The following is a 19,425-nucleotide window of genomic DNA, read 5'->3' as shown; positions in this document are numbered from 1 at the left end:
GATTATTTTAATCTCTCTTTTAAATAACCTTCGTAATCTGGAATTTTAATTGTAGATTCTTGTGAAAAGAGAGGTGATGAAATCAAAAAGTTTGCAGTAGCGCGATTCGTTGCAACTGGGATGTTCCAGACCGTAGCTAAGCGTAGAAGAGCTTTAACATCAGGGTCGTGTGGAACTGCATTTAATGGATCCCAAAAGAAAATCATAATATCAATTTTCTTTTCAGCGATCATGGCGCCTATTTGTTGGTCGCCCCCCATTGGACCACTTAGCATTTGGGTAACATTAAGACCAGTATGGTGATTAATTAAGTTACCAGTTGTTCCTGTTGCAAATAACTTGTGTAGAGAGAGTTGTTCACGATTATTTTCAACCCATTCCAGTAATGAGGTTTTACAGTGATCATGGGCAACAAGCGCGATATTTTTTTCTTTTAAGAGCGTGCGGTCAATTTGTTCCATTTGATACCTTTAAAAATAAATATAGTAATTGTTTCAGTTTTCAAAATACCTTTTTTTTATCTCATAAGCTATGAACAGATCAAGATACTATGATGTATCATAATATTTTCAATCTTCATGATGAACGGAGTAGATAAATGGTGGATTCAGACATTTATGACATTTTAAGAAGCGTTAAAACCATTGCGCTTATTGGTGCGAGTAATAAAGAAGATCGCCCAAGCTATAAAGTCATGAAATTCCTATTAGAACAAGGCTATGATGTTATTCCTGTCAATCCAGGCATGTTAGGACAAACCTTATTGGGGCAGCAATGTTATGCCTCATTAAAAGATATTCCTGTTACGGTTGATATGGTGGATGTTTTTCGTCAATCTGACGTCGCACTAGAAATTGCGCAAGAAGCAATTGCAATTAATGCCAAAGTATTATGGTTGCAGATTGGTGTTATCAATGAAGAAGCGAAAGATTTAGCTGAAAATTCAGGGTTACGAGTGGTAATGGATCGTTGTCCTAAAAAAGAAATTGAAGCGCATGGACTTCCCTGGTAATGCACTAAAATAAAATCGCCGAAAACAAATTCGGCGATTATCATTTCATTCAGATTACTGGTTATATAGATTAATTGGGTTAATTTCTTAGTCGTGGAGCCTGTAATTGGCTACGAATTGACTGTGATAACTCATCCAATGAGTCATTATCTAAGTGTTCATCTGAAACTTCATAGGTTATCTGCGCTTCAGCAAGATAAGTATGAACGGGTTGCCCCTCATCATCTTCCATCACAACATGGTACCAAGGTGCTGCTCGCAAGGTCACATTAGATGCAATATCATCCTCATTAGGTTGATCAAGGGAATATTCAGCATCCACATCGACAACAACGCCTAAGTAGCCGAGTAATTTATGTCTAACTTGCTGTCCTATTCCAAATTTGCTGGCGGTCATCATAGTATCACCTCCATATAGCCTTGCTTGTTGGTTATATATATGAGGGCACAAAGTGAAATTTCAAGGAGTTAAAAAAATATAATCCTTAACTTTCATTATGAATAAAAACCTCACAAAATCAGATTATCTATTGTATAAAGAAAAGACAATAAGTTAGACAGAATTTTTATTTGAAGAATGTGGTTAGAAGGGTATATGAAAATAGGTAGAGAATATATTATTCAAGGGCGTGTTCAAGGTGTTGGTTTTCGTTTTTTTACTTATCAGTGGATGAAAAAACAACCAATTACGGGATATGTTTGGAATCGTGATGACGGTAGTGTGGGAGTAAAGGCTTTCGCGGAAGAGAATGCATTAAAAGAATTTGAAGATTGGCTAGAAGCGGGTGGTCCAAGAAGTGCTAACATTACATTCTGGTCAGCGACATCTTGTGAATATGAACAAATGGCAGATTTTTCAATCCACCATTATGAGTAATATTGTTTTAATTATCTTTTATCTAAAGATAATATTAAATACATTTAACGGGTTTTGGTAAACCAGCAAGTTTTGTAGCTTGTTTTGCAGGGCCTTTTGGAAACAAACGATAAAGATAACGGCTATTTCCTTTTTCATCGCCATATTTTTGTGCAAGCGCTTTTACTAACATACGAATAGCGGGGGAGGTATTAAATTCTAAATAAAACTGTCGAACAAAACGAATGATTTCCCAATGTTGTTCTGTTAGCTCAATTTCTTCTAATTCAGCTAATATTGGAACCATATCTTCATTCCACTCATTGCTATTTTTTAAATAACCATGACTATCTGTCTCGATTTCTTTTCCGTTAAATACAAACATGTGCGTAGCAACCAATCAAAAATAATACTGCTAATTTATCAAAAATAAGGAAAATACCCAAGTAGAACCCATAAATCGTTGATAAATTAAGCCATTGACTTGTAATGCGTTTAATTTTACGGCAAACAGTACAATAAGGGCTTTACAACATAAGCTTAGGTGTTTATATTGCTCCCCATTGCGGAGGGGTGGCCGAGCGGCTGAAGGCAGCGGTCTTGAAAACCGCCGATGGGAAACCATCCGAGAGTTCGAATCTCTCCTCCTCCGCCATCTCATCATCTCCTAGTGTCTCCTAAAGTCTCCTTATCCCAAGTAAATCAAGCAGTTCAACTAAATTCCATTATCCCAGTGCCTACTTACGTTTATTGAAACCAACTTCCTTTAGCTGGTACCCATTAAAGTTAGTTGTATTTGATATTAATTTGCTTGAGCCAGAAAAAAAACTAATTAATTTCACAGGTCGTTATGAGTGGTTTAATGGTTATCAGTTAACAGAGTCGTAGATAGTTACTTGCTAGAATCTGTATGTAAATGTAATCTTTAATGCCTATTTATATTTGTAACGAGTTTCTATCAAAATGAAAAAATTATTAGTTTCAATTGGTTGTGCTTTTTCTTTATCTGGATGTGCTGTGACTGAATATAATTACACTCCAGACTCGTATAAAATAAGTGAGCCGAAAGTAGGTAGTGTTAATAGTGTGACCATAGGTCAAAGTTTAGTAAGAGAAGGTAATATAAGTGAACTGAAGGCAATTAAGGTACTAAACCCAATACAAATAGATCTGGCCTATAAAATTATTCCTGGAGTCTTCAAAAAAGTTGGTTCAAGCGACAAAGGCGATTTTTATATGCCAACTCAAACTATTGACTCTGGTTCTGTCGTTGTTGAGGTTCTTGGTCAACCATGGAGTTCAATTTTAATAAAAAAAGGAGCTAAGGCTGATGAAATTTGTATAGTAACTGACTTAAATGTCGCTGTTTGTAGTGATAAGGCTAAAATTGAATATCTTAAGTTGAATAATTCCGATGGTAATTCATTTGAGCAGGCTTTAATTTTTAATGGGATACATGATCAAGTTGTAGATGTTAGTTATAGAAAAATAGGCTCAAACATAGAAAATCAAGGGTTTGGTAACAACATTCAATTTAATCTTAAACAAAGTAATATTATTTCATATGAAAATGTTAAATTGAAAATTATAAATAGTTCTGATAATTCATTAACGTATGAAGTGATAAGTAATTTTTCTAGTAATTAAAATTATCTAAAATGAATGGTTGTTTCTTCAAAATATAGCGTTAAACAAAGAATTTACTTTATCTGTTTAACGCTGCTATCGTAACTTGAAATAAACTTGTGACAAGAACATACGATAGTTTATGGTTAGGATTATTGTTGTATTGTTATCAGAATCATCATAAAAGGCTTTTTCAGTTAGATAGTTAACTGCACTAGTGAAATAAGCTGACATATCAGACTCGAATATTTCTTTATTGTTAGATATCGCGCTACTAAAGTGAATTTATTTAGTGGTCATAAAAAGATTATTTTTTATTGATGATGTTAATGATAATTGTTAGCATTAACTCTCTATTATGGAGAGTACATTATGAAAAATAAATATCACCTGTTAGCAATATCTCTTTCTGCATTACTTCCTTTTAGCGCATTGGCTACAACATATCCTGTTACAATTACGGATACTGATGGGCAAAAAATAACGTTAAAACATGAACCAAAACGCATTGTATTACAAGATGGTAGAGATATTTTAACGCTAGCGTTGCTTGATAGAAATAATCCGTTTGAAAGAGTTGTAGCATGGAATAATAATCTAAAAAAATCGGATCCACAGACAGTTTCTTTGCTAGAACAGAAATGGAAATCCAATATAAATTCAATCCCTGATATGGGATTTAATGATAAAGGTGAAGTGAATGCAGAACAAGTTATTGCACAACAACCAGATGTTGTGATTGCTCAACTCAGAGCAAAACCCGCATTAGAAGGATCGGGTGTTGTCAGTATTTTAAAAGAAGCCAATATTCCTATTATTTATGTTGATACTTTCTTAGAGCCAGTCAAAAACACGAAAGAAAGTGTAGAGCTTCTTGGTATCATTTTAAATAAAGAAAGTGAAGCTAAAGAATATACAGATTTTTATCAACAACACCTAGATAGTATTAAAAATAAAACTCAAGAAATTAAAAATAAACCACGTGTATTTGTAGAGGCAAAGGCTGGAGCAAATGGTGATGGGTGTTGCTTTACACATAATAATGCCGGTTGGGGTGGTTTGATTCAAGCTGTTGGTGGTGACAATATTGGTAGCCATTTCTTACCAGGAGCTTCAGGTGTAATTTCTTTAGAGCAAGTTATTAGCACTAAACCTGATGTATATATTGTAACGGGCTCTCGCTGGGTTAATAAAAATAATATTGCTGCACCATTTGGTTATGGGGTATCTAGCAAAGAGACTCAAGAAGGCTTTAAACGATTGAAGAGTCGAATTGGATTTAATCAAATCGCTGCGGTTGAAAATGGGCGATTATATGGTATATATCATAATTTCTATAATCATCCATATAATATCGTTGGCTTAGAATATTTAGCAACCTTCATTTACCCTGAACAATTTGCAGAATTAAAACCAGAGAATACTTATAAAGAGATAATAGAAAAATATACAACCTTGCCTAGCGCTAAATTTCTTTGGGCTGCAAAAGCAGATAAATAATAATGCTAATTATAGCCCTTGTTTTTAAGGGCTTTTTATATTCATCTGCATTTTGACCAATCAAAGTATTTGGCTTAATAAAGTTAAAATAAGGCTAATAACCATAAATAATAAGTAAAATACCAAGAAACGTTCTGACTAAAAGGTAAGAAAGCGTTGTAGCGGCACTTTAGGAAAAAATGCAGAAAAACACCTAATGATAGTTCAAAAGGTGTTTTCACATATCACCCATTTGGCTTGTCGAACAATTTGGGCATGAGTTATTAGTTAGTTTAAATTACGATCAGTTTCCGAAAAAATAGATATTGATTTGGTGTGGTCAAAAAATAATCTACCAGGAAAAGTGAGATATTGGATGATAGATAACTTATTGAAAAACAATATTCCGCATTCAATTTAGGCATTCGATTGTTGTTATTATAGGGTTTTACTCATCAATATAATTTCTTTGTTCTATAATTAATTAAGTCTAGGGTATTAATATTTAATTCATTATTTAACATAATTGAGATGTCACTATGGAATTAAAGGATTACTACGCCATAATGGGTGTCAAACCCACTGATGATACTAAAACGATTAAAACAGCTTATCGCCGTTTAGCGAAAAAATATCATCCAGATGTAAGTAAAGAGCCAAATGCTGAAGCTCGTTTTAAAGAAATTGCTCAAGCATGGGAAGTATTAGGTGATGAACAACGTAGAGCTGAATATGATGAACTTTGGGCTCATCGTAACGATCCTAAATTTAGGCAATTTACACAACAACATTCAAATAAGTCTCAAGAAAGCTTTAGCCAAGAAGATTTTGATGATTTTTACGCTTCATTCTTTGGTCAACATTCTCCATTTGAAGGACGCCGAACTCAACAAGCCTCTAAACAACGTGGGCATGATTTAGAAATAGAATTAGCTGTTTTTTTGGAAGAATCACAGGAAGAGCAGAAGCGTACAATTAGTTATCACTTACCTGTTTATAATGTTTTTGGAATTGTGGAAAAAGAGATCCCTAAAACTTTAAATGTTAAAATTCCAGCAGGTGTGATTGACGGACAACGTATTCGTTTAAAAGGTCAGGGAACAATTGGTGAAAATGGAGGAGAAAATGGTGATTTATGGTTAACAATTCGTATTGCACCTCATCCTCTATTTGATATTAAAGGTCATGATTTAGAAATAGTTGTTCCGGTCGCTCCTTGGGAAGCAGCATTAGGTGCAAAAATTCCTATACCAACAATAAAAGAAAAAATCTTGTTAACTATTCCGGCGGGAAGTCAAGCAGGACAAAAGTTACGTATTAAGGGGAAAGGGTTAATTAGCAAAAAGGTCAGCGGTGATTTATATGCGATTCTAAAAATTGTGATGCCACCTAAACCCGATGAAAAGATGCGCGAATTATGGCAACAAATTGCAGATAGCCAGACCGATTATAATCCACGTAAAGACTGGGAGAATAAATAATGGGTCAATTAACAACAACAGTATTTACTGTTACTGAGTTTTGTCATCATACGGGAATATCAAACGACGTGCTCAAAGAGTTTGTAGCTCTTGGGGTGATCGAACCACTAGAAATTGAAACTCAGGAGTGGTTTTTCGATGATAACGCTGTTGTGGTAACACATCGCGCATTAAAACTTCATAAAGAGCTTGCACTAGATTGGCATGGTATCGCCATAGCACTGACTTTATTAGATGAAAATGAACAATTAAAACAAGAAAATAAGCAATTACGTCAGCAGTTAATGCGTTTTATAAATGAATAACGATTGATAAAATAGCCACTAAAATAGAAAGCAACTTTAGTGGCTATTTTTATGCCTAAATTATATTTTTTATGTTTTTATTATTTTGCTACTGATCTAGTTATTTTTAGACTCTTTTCCTCTCTAGGAGAATATTTAACAAAAAGAAATGAAAAGAGAGATTGAAGAAGTTGGTTATCAGTTTGACTATAAAATAAAATTGGCACTACTTTTTAGTTTGAGATAAGAAATTAACATAATTTATTATCGGATTTAATTTATTGTTATTGTTTTTAATATTGATAGCTGTTTTATATAAATAATATCCCTGTTAATTACATAATAGTAATGCTAATAACAAACTCCATTTGTATTTATTTGCATATTAAATGTATCTTTCTATAAAACTCATTGATATTAATATGATGCGTATAATTAATGTTTTTATTTCAAAATATAATAATCATTGAGATATAAATCACGGAAACACACTATTTTTCATTGTTAATATTTTGCATCAGTTTATCTATCTGGTTTTTTATTTCGATTCTAAAAAGATACTTAATTGATCTACAAACTATAAATAACAAGCAAATGGGGAGTTTTATGTCTTTATTTAAAAAAGGCATTGTTGCCTTATCCGTTAATATTGCATTAGTTTCTTCAGCTTTAGCCTGTACAACGTTGCTAGCAGGAAGTGAAGCAACAAATGATGGTTCGTTGATTATTGCTCGTAGCGCTGATAGCGATGCATTAAAAGCACAACATTTTGTTATTCACCCTGCTAAAACAAATCAAACGGGTATTTACAGTACCAAGGAACATAATGGTGCTAATAATTTTACATATCCATTACCTAAGAATTCATTACGCTATACCACTGTGCCGAATTGGAAAACACAACTTCATGGTGCAACAGGATTTAATGAACTTGGGGTAGGGGTCAGTGGTACTGAATCTATTTTTGCTTCACCAAAAGCACTCTCTTTTGATCCCTATGTCGAAGATACGGGGATAACTGAAGATGATATTCCTGATGTCCTACTTTCAAGAGCAAAAACGGCTCGTGAAGCTGTGGAATTATTAGGGAGCATTATTGAAAAACAAGGTGCTGGCGAAGGATTTGGTGTTGCTGTTGTTGATAAAAATGAGCTTTGGTATTTAGAAACTGGAACAGGGCATCATTGGATTGCACAAAAATTACCTAAAGATAAATATTTTGCGACAGGAAACCAAGGTCGATTACAACACTATGATATTAACAGCAATGATGTTTTAGGCTCTAAAAATCTAGTGGAATTTGCTGTTGAGAAAGGCCTTTATCATCCTGAAAAAGAGGGGGAATTTAATTTTTCAAAAGCTTATACACGAGATGACGAACGAGATCGTACTTATAACGATCCACGAGTATGGGTTATCCAGCAACAATTCAATCCATCATTAAAACAAGCAGTGGATGATGGCCGTAATTTCGCACCTTTATTAACGCCAGAGAAAAAAGTATCTGTTGAAGAAGCAAAAGCGATGTTGCGTAATCATTTTGAAGGAACAGAGCATGACCCATATACTAATGGGTTAAATGGTCAAGAATCTTGGCGTCCAATTAGTGTATTTAGAACTTATGAAGCGCATGTTATGCAAGTTCGCCCTGAGCTTCCTCAAGAAATAGGTGAAGTGACCTATGTTGGTTTAGGAATGGCGGATTTAACTGCATTTGTTCCGTATTACAGTGGATTAAAAGCTTATCCGCAACATTATGGAATAGGAAGTAATCAAGCAGACAGTGATTCTATTTACTGGAAATATAGAAAGTTACAAACACTAGTAATGACAGATTATCCAAAACTCGCACCAATAGTGAAGAAAGCGTATCAAGAGTGGGAAGCAAAAACTGCATTAGAGCAAAAAAATATGGAAGCTAAATATCTTACTATGGTGAAAACAGATAAAGCTGGTGCAGATAAAATGCTTAATGAATTTAATCTACGAGTTATGGCTGATGCTGAAAAATTAACTGAAAACTTAATGAATGAATTATTCACAATAAGAACAAAAGATATTCAAGACGATATTTTCTTTGCGAATAAATCAAAAAAGGATTGATAGAAGAGTCGTATTTTAGATATCTATTTTAATAGAAAGATCCCAATTAAATTGGGATCTTTTTTATAGATGAAACTCATTAAAGAACAGGAATATAGTAGCTAATTTTTTGTACGTAATGATCACTTTGACCAAGCAGTTTATCGTAATCTACTGACTCTTTTAATGTATATCGTTCAATGTCTGGGCCCGGTCTGCGCAATAAATTCATTTTTGGAAGTACTTTTGTATAGACGGTATAAATAATGTCATCATAACCAGTCAGTGAATCTAAGATTTCATTCATATGAAATGTAATGGCCAGATAGTTGCCACTTGGTAATTCTAGTTGTGACATAGCAGAAATATTTGATGTTTTCGCTAACTTTTCTTTATCAACAGCAGTGCTATAAATATACATAGTATCTTCTAATGTACTTGCAGATGCTCGATGCATTGCATATAGCTCTGTAGGTATTGTATGTACATCTTTTAAAAATTTACGCCAAAACTCTTTTCTGAATTTTTTCTTGTCTGAATCCCATGTTGAAATAGGTTTATTGTAATGATGTGACATACCAACTAATTTTTGAGATGGGAATGTAACTAGTTCATATTGAGCACTCAGTTCAACGGTTTCTAATGCTGGGAAAATCAGTTCACTAATATCCCATCCTGGTTTTTTTCTATATTCCGAAGGTGTGATATTAAACTGTTTTTTAAAGGCTCGGCAAAATGTTTGTTGGGAATCAAAACGATACTTCAATGATATATCTAATAAACTACAACGTGTTACTCTTAACGCGTAGGCGCCACAAGATAAACGACGAGCGAGTATGTATTTTCCTAAAGATATACCTGTATATGCTTTAAATAAGCGCTGAAAATGCCATTTTGTATAGCCTGATTTTTCCGCAACAATATCTAACGATAAACGTGAATCGAGATTTTGCTCAATCCAAACGATGATATCTTTAACAACATTCTCTTGTAGCATGAATATTCCTATTATTTTTTCTATCGATATTTTTCAATAAGATCGACTTAATTTATTGAACTACAATAATATTTATAGGTGTTAGAATAATAGCATATCGTATAATGATAGTTACATTGAATAAAGTAAAATAGGTCGGTGGTAATGTAAAGTTATGTATTGCGATTTATTGTAATTAAAAAATTCTATTTTAATGCACTCATCGATAATTGATGGTTTTTTATTAAAATTAATTTTAAATTAAAATGCTCATGGTTTTTTTAGTTTTTATAAAATGCGGAGCTATCCTATTTTATATTTAAAATATAAAGCCTATTTTTATTTAGTAAATCTTGTTTGATTATTTTTGGAGATGTAAATGAATAAGTTACTTTCTATTTCTGCTATTGCTTTAATTTCTTCATTAATAACGGCTCCTGCTTTAGCTGCTAAAACGGATACTTATAACTGTGAAGGCCAAAAAATCAGAGTTTCTTTTCCTACTGAACAGCTCGCAGTTATGTATTACAGTGATGAAATTATTGTTTTAAAAGAAGCCATTGCGGCTAGTGGTGCTCGTTATGTTGGTGAGAATTTCCAAATTTGGGGTAAAGGAAAAGGTGAATTTAATTTAGCAACGATTTCAGAAGATGATGCTGTTAATGGACGAGTTGCTGAAGATAAAGGGCGTACTTGTAAATTAGTAAAATAACGTAGAAAGCAGCTATAAATAAAAAAAGAGGGCAACTTTATTGTCCTCTTTTTTATAAGAAAAAGATTAAGTAAATATAACAATAATTGAAAGTAAAAACTATTAGTGTAACAAAAATAATAATATATTTTTTGTCATATAAATAAGGTTGTCACAAAAATAAATTAGTTATAAAAATAGCTTTATTCTTCGTTCAGAATATTTTTTATGATTGTTGAATATATATTTTTTACTTATCTAAAATAGATAAAAATGTTGAGTTGTTTTTTAAAATAAATATGATGATTAAAATTATCATATTTCGATGGTGTGATTTAGGATAATATGTTACCCATAAATTAATAAAGAATAAAATTTAATGAAAATTAAAAACTTAAGAAAAAATAATTTATTGTTGCCAGATAATAGAATTTTAACGTGGTGTGAGTCAGGCCCAAAACAAGGTAAGCCAGTGTTATTTTGTACTGGTGCAGGTATGAGCGGTTTATTAGGGGTAGAGATTGACCTTTTAAATAAGCTTAATATTCGGTTGATTACACCTACTCGTCCAGGATTAGGTGATTCCACTTTTGATCCTCAAAAATCGTTAAAATCTTGCTCTAAAGATATTATATTTTTATTAGATCATCTTCGTATCAAAAACTTTAATGTAATGGGGTTTTCACAAGGTGCTGTTTTTGCTATGGCTCTTTGTATTTATTGCCATGTTGATAAATTACTTATTGTTGCAGGGCAAGATCAATTTGATTATCCGAATACACAAAATAGGCTAACAGATGATGTTGTTAATATGCAACGCCAAGCTGTTGAATCACCCGATGTGTTAGCTAGTTGGATTAAGCAAAATATAACAGCTAAGTGGTTAATGGATTTTATTCTAAAGCACAGTGCTGATGTTGATTTAGCTATTTATCAATCAATTGATTTTCTTCCAGTTTATCAAGAATGTATGGTAGAAGCCTTTAAACAAGGCAATGATGGATACACTCAAGATTTGCTGATTACTATGCAACCTTGGGGTTTTTCGCCTGAAGATATAAAGACACCAACAACCTTATGGTATGGAATGAAAGATATGAGTACAGTTCATTCTCCGGATTTTGGAGATTTATTATTTCAACGTATTCCTAATGCTGAGCGACATTTATGGCCAGAAGAGGGGGGCTCACTGTTATGGACGAAAACAGAAGAAATTTTATTAGAGCTAGCTAATTAAGGTGATGTAGTACATTAATGATAGAGTAGATACTGGTTACCTTAAAAATAACAGTATCTACTTTTTACTCATATTATTAAATTAAAATAATGAGATAGGTGAAATAGATGATTATTTTTATCTTATAATTATTTTCTAATTTTGCGTATAAAAAGTTTTTTTTAAATAAAGATGAAAATGATTTGCTATAAAACGAATTATATGACTTAATAGCACCACTGGTTTGGAAGTACAGACCTATTTATGTTAGTGCAGTTTTAAGTAGTTCACCGTTTAGCGTTATCCCTGATACCTCTTCGTTGCGAATTCCTTCAAATAGTGACCATAAGTAAAAATCCGAAATCAAACCGCAAACAATGCCTTATGGCAAAATAATTAATTAAAGGAAATCTTATGTCTAATACAATGACAGGTACAGTAAAATGGTTTAACGATGATAAAGGTTTTGGCTTTATCACTCCTAAAGACGGTAGCAAAGACGTATTTGTACACTTTTCAGCAATTCAAAGCGATAGCTTTAAATCTCTGAAAGAAGGCCAAGAAGTTTCATTTTCTATTGAAAATGGCGCTAAAGGCCCAGCAGCAGCGAACGTAATCGCTTTATAATCTGTTGATCTGTAATTACTGTATATATTGCTTAATGTAATATTTATATAAGTAAGATTTAAAAGCCTCACTTCGGTGGGGTTTTTTTATACCAATTTCTAGCGTTATTTAAATTTTAAGTATATTTAGTAAAGCCTATAAAAAATAAATTTATTAAATTTATGTAAGTGTTTAATGTAAATTTTTTAAAATTTTAGAAGAATATTTACTTTAATACTCGATAATATTTACAGATAAATAAATTAATGGATAAATAAATGTTTATAATGGCAAAATAAAGGCATTAAGATGCTGTCTTCTCAATCAAAAGAGAGAAAAGAATTTTATTAGAATAAAAAGATATCAGATAAATCATAAAAATAATTTAAGATAAAATTCAATAAATATTTTATGACTTATTTTAAACAATTGCTGTCTAATTCAGAGTGGCTTAAATGCTTTTAGTTCCTAGAGGACAAACTTGTGTACGCTAAAAATATTTTTTCATTGCATTTATTACATCCAAAATATTTCTTAACTTGGTTTGGTGTTTTTATTCTTTTTTTATTAGTACAACTTCCTTATTCTTGGTTACTTTTTTTAGGTAAACATCTCGGACTGTTATCTCGTTTTTTTGTCAAAAGAAGAGTCTCAATAATAAAGAAAAATTTAGAACTATGTTTCCCTGACAAAAATGAAAATGAAATTAACAAACTTGTTATGGATAATTTATCGTCACTAGGTGTCGCATTATTTGAAACGGGTATGGCGTGGTTTTGGAGTGATCGCCGACTAAAAAATCTTTTTGAAGTACAAGGTTTCTCCAATTTTACTGATGCTAAAGATAAAAAAACGGGAATTTTACTAATTGGTATACACTCTATGTCATTAGAGCTGGGAGGGCGCATTATGGGGCTTTGTTTCCCTGTGAATGCGATGTATAGACCTCATAATAATAAAGCGATGGAGTTTATCCAAACTAAAGCAAGATGCCGGTCAGATAAGGGTATGATAGATAGACGTAACTTAAAGTTTATGGTTATGGAGTTAAAAAAAGGGAAAGCGATTTGGTTTGCTCCTGACCAAGACTTTGGTTTAAAAGGTACAACATTTTCTCCATTTTTCTCTGTCGAAAAAACATCAACCTCTAAAGGAGTTGCTATATTAGCAAAATTATCAGGGGCACCATCTTTAACTGTTACTTTGGTAAGAAATAAAGATCAGAAAGGCAAAAAATACAGTTTAATTATTGGTAAAGAACTGATTAATTATCCTTCTGAAGATATTCAAAATGATACAGATAGAATGAATAAGTTGATTGAAACAGAAATTATGCGAGCTCCAGATCAATATTTATGGGCTCACCGTCGATTCAAAACTCGACCAGCAGGTGAAGCCAGTTTTTATAATTAGGTTAAAACAGAGTTAGCAGATATAGATTAAACTATATCTGCCTAATATATTATAACCATCATAGAAAATACCATTTATATAGTAATAAATTCTAATTATTGGAAAATATATACTCATTAATTAACAATAAATATTTTATCTATTTGTTAGAGACTAATTTTTATTATTAATATAGGTAGGGGGATTGCTATATTAATAGTATACGATATCCATTATTCCTACATTTTCTTTGATCCAATTAATATTTATTGAACCTTTATTCTCACCCAATTGAGCATTAAATGTTTTATTAGCTTCTATTTTATGTAAAGTTTCTTCCATTTCAGTTCCATTCCAGCAATTTGCTTTAAAAGTATTTCCTACAGAGTCTGTTATACAATTACCATCTACAATTGAACCTATAAATGTAATTGTTCCCGAACCTATTGTTTTATTATTATTTGCCATAGCTGGAAGTGATAATAAAAGTGTCAAACACATTCCGATAATAAAATTCTTTTTCATTCAATATTCCTTAAATATTCTTATTGGGTCGATTTTTTTATTTTCTATACGATGAATAAATATCTTTTCGTAACAGTTGATGGAAGGAATATTAGAGAAAAAAAATATATCAATCTGTAAAAAATCTTGATGGTTAATGACTTGTAGATAAAGATTTGTGAATGATCTTGTTGTTTTTATAGTGCTTCATTAGTAATGCAAACTAATGTTATTTTAACTAATTGCATGAAAATTAAATTAAAATTACTTTTTTGATTATTTTTTTTAATAAGTTAACTTTTCTTGATATTAGTTAAATTACTTAATTTTTTAATGATACATTTTGTCGTTAAAACATAAAACTTATAAAATGAGTAATTTCAGAATTCAAAAAAATTTGTCAAAGTATGACAAAGAAATGGTTATCAAGAATAAAAACTCATCTTTATTTGATAGTTTTTAGATTGATAAGATAGAACCTGATATTAAATGAAGGAAATTCTAGGTAAGATTCTTTGTATCTATATTGGCAATATTTGCACAGTTAACTCAAGTTAAAATAGTATCACCAAAATAAAGTAATTTTGATAGTTTGAAAATAGTGAGAGTTTATTAATTGAGCATCTTAAAAGGATCAGTTAGATAAAAAAATCCCCGCACTAGGCGGGGGAAAATTAAATATCTATCAGTGATGAAATACTGAAACTAATAGTAAGGGAAAAAAAGATATCAATCTGTAACAAACTTTAAAAAGAAATAATAAAAATAAGTAAATAATTAGAGTGAATTGTCTAAAGAGATAAATCGTTGTTTGATTTTTTTATTTAACTATTTGATTTTATTTTCTTTTAATTCTACTAAATATTAAGATTAAATCATGCAAACTCAAATTATCTTGGCTTGACTATAATTTTTCCATACATTTAATTAAGGATCCTAATAAATTACCTCATCAGCTTGAATAGAAGAAAAAGAGTATAATTATCTGTTGAATAGAATTTTTACAACAATTTCATTGTGTTATATACATCACAATGTAGAAGAGATATTGTGATGTATATAAAGATTTTTCTTTAGATACATTTTTCCAGCTTGTCGTAAATAAGGTATCAATCTACTATTGATGTAATTTGAGCTCGATAATACCTGAGTTACAGCTAAGCTTAGCTTTTCACTTTTATAGACTGTGGATCCATAAAATAAAAAAAGACCAACGCTAGGAGAGTTGGTCAATAAAGATTAGAAGCAATGTGAGCAATGTCGTTGTGAAAAAATTAAGTGGAAGACCTAACTATTCATAAGTTAAAAGATAATCATTATCATTTGACTTGTCAACCCTACGAAGATTGCGGTTACTATTTATTCATACTAAAAATCAGTAAAGTGTTTTACTTTAAAGAAATCAAAGTCGAGATTTTATTATTAATAACAGTAAGATCACTATTTTTTATTTAGTATTTATTATATTTTCCTTGAGTTTAAATAATAATTCCACTAGAAACTGGATCTATTTTATAAAAGTAGTATGGTATTAAATAACTACTGGAAATTATAAATAAAAAATATTTATAATTAATTTAAAGAGGTCTAAAGTTTAATTTAAATAAGGAAAATTGAAGTGGATAATAATCATAGATTTTTTTCTGAAGAAGTGTGTCCTAAAACTGCATTATATGGTCAATTTTATGGTGACAACCATTATGCAGGACGAGAGTATGAGCGGAAAATATATTATGGAAATAAATTCCCCAAAACTAAAAAAGGTTTTTATTTTAAAAAATTAATGAATTTTTAATTATAAAAATAATAAGAAAATTATATGGTGTCATTTTTAATAGAGACGTGTGATCCTTTAAAATGATACATATTTAAAAATACGTTGATGATTATGTAAATTATGAAAGTCATGATACTGAAAAATAACATCACAGTAAGAATCATTATTGAGTCTTTTCAATATCAATATATTGATAACATTGTTATAAAGATTTGATAGGTTCACCTTAGTTATTTGGTATTAAATGAATATAAAAATTACCGATTTTATTTAATAAATGTAATCATCGACGTATGCGATAAGTTGTACATAAAATTCTCGTTTAGTACCTGCTACTGCGATATAAAAGAAAGAAAAAATCCTTGTGCTTGGGGGCGTTAGTATAACCGTATAACATATATTTTGAATACAATTAAAATATAGATCAACTTATTCAAAGTAATAATATCTTCTCATGAAAGAATTTATCCTAGAATAAAAAATGAGTCATAAATCATAAATTTTTTGTTTAAATAAACAGTATAAAATTGCATTTTATTCAAGATAAGCTTACTATTTTTAATCGGTAAGTGCTCTATCTCTTAGTGTGCTCAATTTATGCAATATCTTGTTTTAAATATGGTTTTGGATATTTGTGCTTTTTATATTGACAACCTATTTTCATTTAGAGGTGACTCGTGAAAGGTAAAAGACTTTTTATTATTCATGGATATACTGCATCTCCAGAAGACAACTGGTTTCCATGGTTAAAAGAAAAACTTGAAGCTTTAGGATATCATGTTGATGTTCCTGATATGCCGGAATCTAATTCACCTGATCCTAAAAGGTGGCAACAACGACTTATTGATGCAAATATTAAACTCGATGAAGATACTATTCTTGTTGGACATAGTCTAGGTTGTATTACTCTTTTACGCTTTCTTTCTGAGCAAGCCTCTGAAAATACAAAAATCGGTGGGTATATTTTAGTTGCTGGTTTTAACCGTGAGCAGGATAATTTGCTTGAATTAAATTCTCATATTTGTGAGGATTTAGATTATAACAAATTAATTAAGATATCAGACAAGAGGGTATCAGTAATTTCATCTAATGATCCAGCTGTAGATCCACAAGCTTCTAAGGATTTAGCTAATAGACTACAAACTAAAATTTTTATTGAAGATAATGCAGGGCACTTTCTTGATAGAGATGGGTATACTGAATTACCAATATTACTTGATATTATTAATAATAATTAGAAAAAGTGAAATAAACAATTAAAGTAACAAACTCCACACTATTAAAAATTTAGTTATCCCATTATCTTTATGGCTTTTGTATCAGGTAATGAATAGAAAAAGGGTAATGTGATGTACTAAAGAAGTGTCGATTTTGAGGGATTATTTGTCACCGTTTTACCCTTTGTAAATTTTAGACATAAAAAAGCCAACCCTAATAGGTTGGTTTTTCTAAAGAACTCTGGTCAGCATGATAGAGTTTGAACCTACGACCCCTCACTCTGAGCTTAATTATTGTAATTCTTTGATTATAATAACTAATGAGTTAGTGAGTTATAGAGAATTTTACTTCTATTTAATTCTAGCAATTGAAAAAAGGACTAAGATATATCCGTTCATGCTACTTATTACCAAATCATAAATCACGTCGAGTTGTACATTCTCCTTTATCAAATTTATCTAGCACTATAAATGTAAAATGTTTACTATTTTCTTCTTTGGGAAATAGTATAAAAGTACTTCAAAAATATACTTATTATATCTTTATTTATGAGACTCAATTCATTCTTGTATCACTAGCAAATATCGAAAATACTTATCATCATCATTTTATGAAAGATAACTATAAGCGATATTAGATTTATGCAATTTCACAATGTGATACTTCAACCCATTGTACATGGTTTTCTGTTTTTCCTTTCGGAAACTGAGCTAAGTCTGAAACTATTAAGGGGGCATTTGGTTTTGTATTATTAAGTAGTTTTGAGTATATGATATTCAAAAATACAAAGAAAAGTTGTATTTTTTACTAAAATAATATTTGAATTTATTTAAACATAAGTGGAATTTTTCAATATATTGGCTATATTTATAAACAGGATGAATATTAAGAGATATAAATATGAAAAATAATATATTCTTGATTGGTATAGCTAGCTTAGTTTTATCTGGCTGTAGTTCAGGAACTGAAAATTCTTTTGAAAAATTAACTAAAATAGTCACTAATCTAAGTTCATATTCAGCTGAGGTTGATGAATGGAATGATTATGGTGCTAATTTGAAAAAAAATGGTATTAAATATGAAGATGCCAATTCATCAGACCAAAAATTTGTACAAAATAAAATGCAATCAGAATATGCCAATGCAATAAACCATGTTGGATCCGCATTTACTATTACAGAAGAGTCGAAAGAAGAGTTAGCTAAAGAAAATCAAGGTTATAGGTTTATATATAATAAAATTATTACTGTAAAAGATATAAGTAAAAATACCACAATAGGTTATTGTGTTAATTATGATTCAGAAAGAATCATTGATGGTCAGGTAAAATCAGAAGATAAAGATAAAAAGAATTTTATTTATATAGATAAAAATAGGCCGTTATCTATCTTCACTGGTAGTAGCGATTTTATAAAAGTCGTTTGTGGTGATGATTTCTATAAAAAATATAAAGGAAAAGATGTGGATTAATTTAAATCATTACTATTTTTTCCCTATAAGTGGCTTATTACTGACTGAGCGAATGGTGATTCGTTCAGGTTAAGTTTTTTGTCACTTTAGTTTCCCTTATTCAACATAATCTCATTTAAGCATTAACTCAATTTAACCGATAAAGGTCTAAATCTTTTTATTGAATTTAGACTTTTTTATTTATTACTAATTTATTATTAAAAACACATTTCTCATTTCATTATCATTTGGTAGTGAAATAGTTGTTTTTGTCATTTTATATATCTTTATAGATGTATATTTCGACTCGTTTTATGAGTGATCAGGACAGAATAGCAAGGAGGAAAAGGTAATTTTATGAGCTAAAGAAAGAGGGGTTTTGAGAGATTATTTGTCGCCGTTTTACCCCTATTTTACCCCGCGCAAATTTCAGGCATAAAAAAACCAACCATAAGTGGTTGGTTTTTCTAAGGAATTTTGGTCGGCATGATAGGATTTGAACCTACGACCCCTGACACCCCATGAAACCGATTTTAAGTCATCTAACACTTTGATTATAAATATAAATATTACGTTTTAATGTGGTTGCATACAGTGCCTAATATACAAAATATGCATTATAAGAATCAATGGGTTAAGGGGGGTTTTACCACTCATATAAATTTTAATTTTATTTCAAAATAAAATTTACTATTTTTTTAAATTATAAGTTTTACAATCGTACTTTTACTTAATTATAGAAACTAATAAAATTATGTAAGAGATGTATTGTTTGT

The 19,425-nt window shown here is 30.7% G+C and carries 19 protein-coding genes and 1 tRNA gene; 15 read left to right on the top strand and 5 right to left on the bottom strand.

Features of this window, described 5'->3' with window-relative positions:
* Window positions 1-2: 2 nt before the first annotated feature.
* On the bottom strand, window positions 3-461 hold the full coding sequence (locus tag DK858_RS14370; protein ID WP_109397987.1) for a methylglyoxal synthase: 459 nt from the start codon (window positions 459-461) through the stop codon (window positions 3-5).
* 137 nt (window positions 462-598) lie between these two features.
* On the opposite strand from DK858_RS14370, the gene DK858_RS14365 reads away from it, so the two are divergent.
* A complete protein-coding gene (locus DK858_RS14365) occupies window positions 599-1,012 on the top strand; it encodes a CoA-binding protein (protein WP_109397986.1) in 414 nt (137 codons plus the stop codon).
* Between the two features lie 79 nt (window positions 1,013-1,091).
* On the opposite strand, the gene hspQ is transcribed toward DK858_RS14365, so the two are convergent.
* Window positions 1,092-1,412: a heat shock protein HspQ gene (gene hspQ, locus DK858_RS14360; protein ID WP_006537351.1), complete on the bottom strand. Its 321-nt coding sequence runs from the start codon at window positions 1,410-1,412 to the stop codon at window positions 1,092-1,094.
* A gap of 195 nt (window positions 1,413-1,607) precedes the next feature.
* Between hspQ and DK858_RS14355 the strand changes: the two genes are divergently transcribed.
* Window positions 1,608-1,889: an acylphosphatase gene (locus tag DK858_RS14355; protein ID WP_109398211.1), complete on the top strand. Its 282-nt coding sequence runs from the start codon at window positions 1,608-1,610 to the stop codon at window positions 1,887-1,889.
* A gap of 34 nt (window positions 1,890-1,923) precedes the next feature.
* Here DK858_RS14355 and tusE read toward each other — a convergent pair whose 3' ends face one another.
* A complete protein-coding gene (gene tusE / locus DK858_RS14350; protein WP_006537349.1) occupies window positions 1,924-2,253 on the bottom strand; it encodes a sulfurtransferase TusE in 330 nt (109 codons plus the stop codon).
* Between the two features lie 182 nt (window positions 2,254-2,435).
* On the opposite strand from tusE, the gene DK858_RS14345 reads away from it, so the two are divergent.
* The 6 genes from DK858_RS14345 to DK858_RS14320 all read left to right on the top strand — a co-directional run bounded on the left by DK858_RS14345 (window position 2,436) and on the right by DK858_RS14320 (window position 8,841).
* A tRNA-Ser gene (locus DK858_RS14345) sits at window positions 2,436-2,523 on the top strand.
* A 308-nt stretch (window positions 2,524-2,831) separates the two neighbouring features.
* Window positions 2,832-3,515: a hypothetical protein gene (locus DK858_RS14340; protein ID WP_109397985.1), complete on the top strand. Its 684-nt coding sequence runs from the start codon at window positions 2,832-2,834 to the stop codon at window positions 3,513-3,515.
* A 351-nt stretch (window positions 3,516-3,866) separates the two neighbouring features.
* Window positions 3,867-4,994: an ABC transporter substrate-binding protein gene (locus tag DK858_RS14335; protein WP_109397984.1), complete on the top strand. Its 1,128-nt coding sequence runs from the start codon at window positions 3,867-3,869 to the stop codon at window positions 4,992-4,994.
* 518 nt (window positions 4,995-5,512) lie between these two features.
* Entirely contained in the window at window positions 5,513-6,454 is a 942-nt protein-coding gene (gene cbpA, locus DK858_RS14330; RefSeq protein ID WP_109397983.1) for a curved DNA-binding protein, read from the top strand.
* A complete protein-coding gene (gene cbpM / locus DK858_RS14325) occupies window positions 6,454-6,759 on the top strand; it encodes a chaperone modulator CbpM (RefSeq protein WP_109397982.1) in 306 nt (101 codons plus the stop codon). Before cbpA ends, cbpM begins: the two co-directional genes overlap by 1 nt.
* A gap of 585 nt (window positions 6,760-7,344) precedes the next feature.
* Window positions 7,345-8,841, top strand: coding sequence for a C69 family dipeptidase (locus DK858_RS14320; RefSeq protein WP_109397981.1), 1,497 nt, complete (start codon window positions 7,345-7,347; stop codon window positions 8,839-8,841).
* Window positions 8,842-8,920: 79 nt separating this feature from the next.
* On the opposite strand, the gene DK858_RS14315 is transcribed toward DK858_RS14320, so the two are convergent.
* Window positions 8,921-9,817: an AraC family transcriptional regulator gene (locus tag DK858_RS14315; RefSeq protein WP_109397980.1), complete on the bottom strand. Its 897-nt coding sequence runs from the start codon at window positions 9,815-9,817 to the stop codon at window positions 8,921-8,923.
* A gap of 358 nt (window positions 9,818-10,175) precedes the next feature.
* On the opposite strand from DK858_RS14315, the gene DK858_RS14310 reads away from it, so the two are divergent.
* The 4 genes from DK858_RS14310 (at window position 10,176) to lpxL (ending at window position 13,722) form a co-directional block, all read left to right on the top strand.
* Entirely contained in the window at window positions 10,176-10,508 is a 333-nt protein-coding gene (locus DK858_RS14310) for an MliC family protein (protein ID WP_109397979.1), read from the top strand.
* Window positions 10,509-10,866: 358 nt separating this feature from the next.
* Window positions 10,867-11,724, top strand: coding sequence for an alpha/beta fold hydrolase (locus DK858_RS14305; protein WP_109397978.1), 858 nt, complete (start codon window positions 10,867-10,869; stop codon window positions 11,722-11,724).
* A gap of 393 nt (window positions 11,725-12,117) precedes the next feature.
* Window positions 12,118-12,330 carry a transcription antiterminator/RNA stability regulator CspE gene (gene cspE / locus DK858_RS14300; RefSeq protein ID WP_006537332.1) on the top strand — a complete coding sequence of 71 codons (213 nt, stop codon included), beginning with the start codon at window positions 12,118-12,120 and terminating at the stop codon, window positions 12,328-12,330.
* A gap of 462 nt (window positions 12,331-12,792) precedes the next feature.
* Window positions 12,793-13,722 (top strand): LpxL/LpxP family Kdo(2)-lipid IV(A) lauroyl/palmitoleoyl acyltransferase, encoded by a 930-nt coding sequence (gene lpxL / locus DK858_RS14295; protein ID WP_109397977.1) that lies wholly within the window; start codon window positions 12,793-12,795, stop codon window positions 13,720-13,722.
* A gap of 192 nt (window positions 13,723-13,914) precedes the next feature.
* Here lpxL and DK858_RS14290 read toward each other — a convergent pair whose 3' ends face one another.
* Window positions 13,915-14,226 carry a hypothetical protein gene (locus DK858_RS14290; RefSeq protein WP_109397976.1) on the bottom strand — a complete coding sequence of 104 codons (312 nt, stop codon included), beginning with the start codon at window positions 14,224-14,226 and terminating at the stop codon, window positions 13,915-13,917.
* 1,597 nt (window positions 14,227-15,823) lie between these two features.
* Between DK858_RS14290 and DK858_RS18185 the strand changes: the two genes are divergently transcribed.
* The 3 genes from DK858_RS18185 to DK858_RS14280 all read left to right on the top strand — a co-directional run bounded on the left by DK858_RS18185 (window position 15,824) and on the right by DK858_RS14280 (window position 18,670).
* Entirely contained in the window at window positions 15,824-16,000 is a 177-nt protein-coding gene (locus DK858_RS18185) for a hypothetical protein (RefSeq protein WP_185901974.1), read from the top strand.
* Window positions 16,001-16,659: 659 nt separating this feature from the next.
* A complete protein-coding gene (locus DK858_RS14285; protein ID WP_109397975.1) occupies window positions 16,660-17,220 on the top strand; it encodes an RBBP9/YdeN family alpha/beta hydrolase in 561 nt (186 codons plus the stop codon).
* Between the two features lie 880 nt (window positions 17,221-18,100).
* Window positions 18,101-18,670: a hypothetical protein gene (locus DK858_RS14280; RefSeq protein WP_109397974.1), complete on the top strand. Its 570-nt coding sequence runs from the start codon at window positions 18,101-18,103 to the stop codon at window positions 18,668-18,670.
* Window positions 18,671-19,425 lie beyond the last annotated feature (755 nt).

Source organism: Proteus faecis (genome assembly GCF_003144395.1).
Classification (GTDB): Bacteria; Pseudomonadota; Gammaproteobacteria; order Enterobacterales; family Enterobacteriaceae; genus Proteus; species Proteus faecis.
The sequence above is the reverse complement of the archived record's forward strand: the minus strand, read 5'-3'. Positions and strand labels throughout refer to the sequence as shown.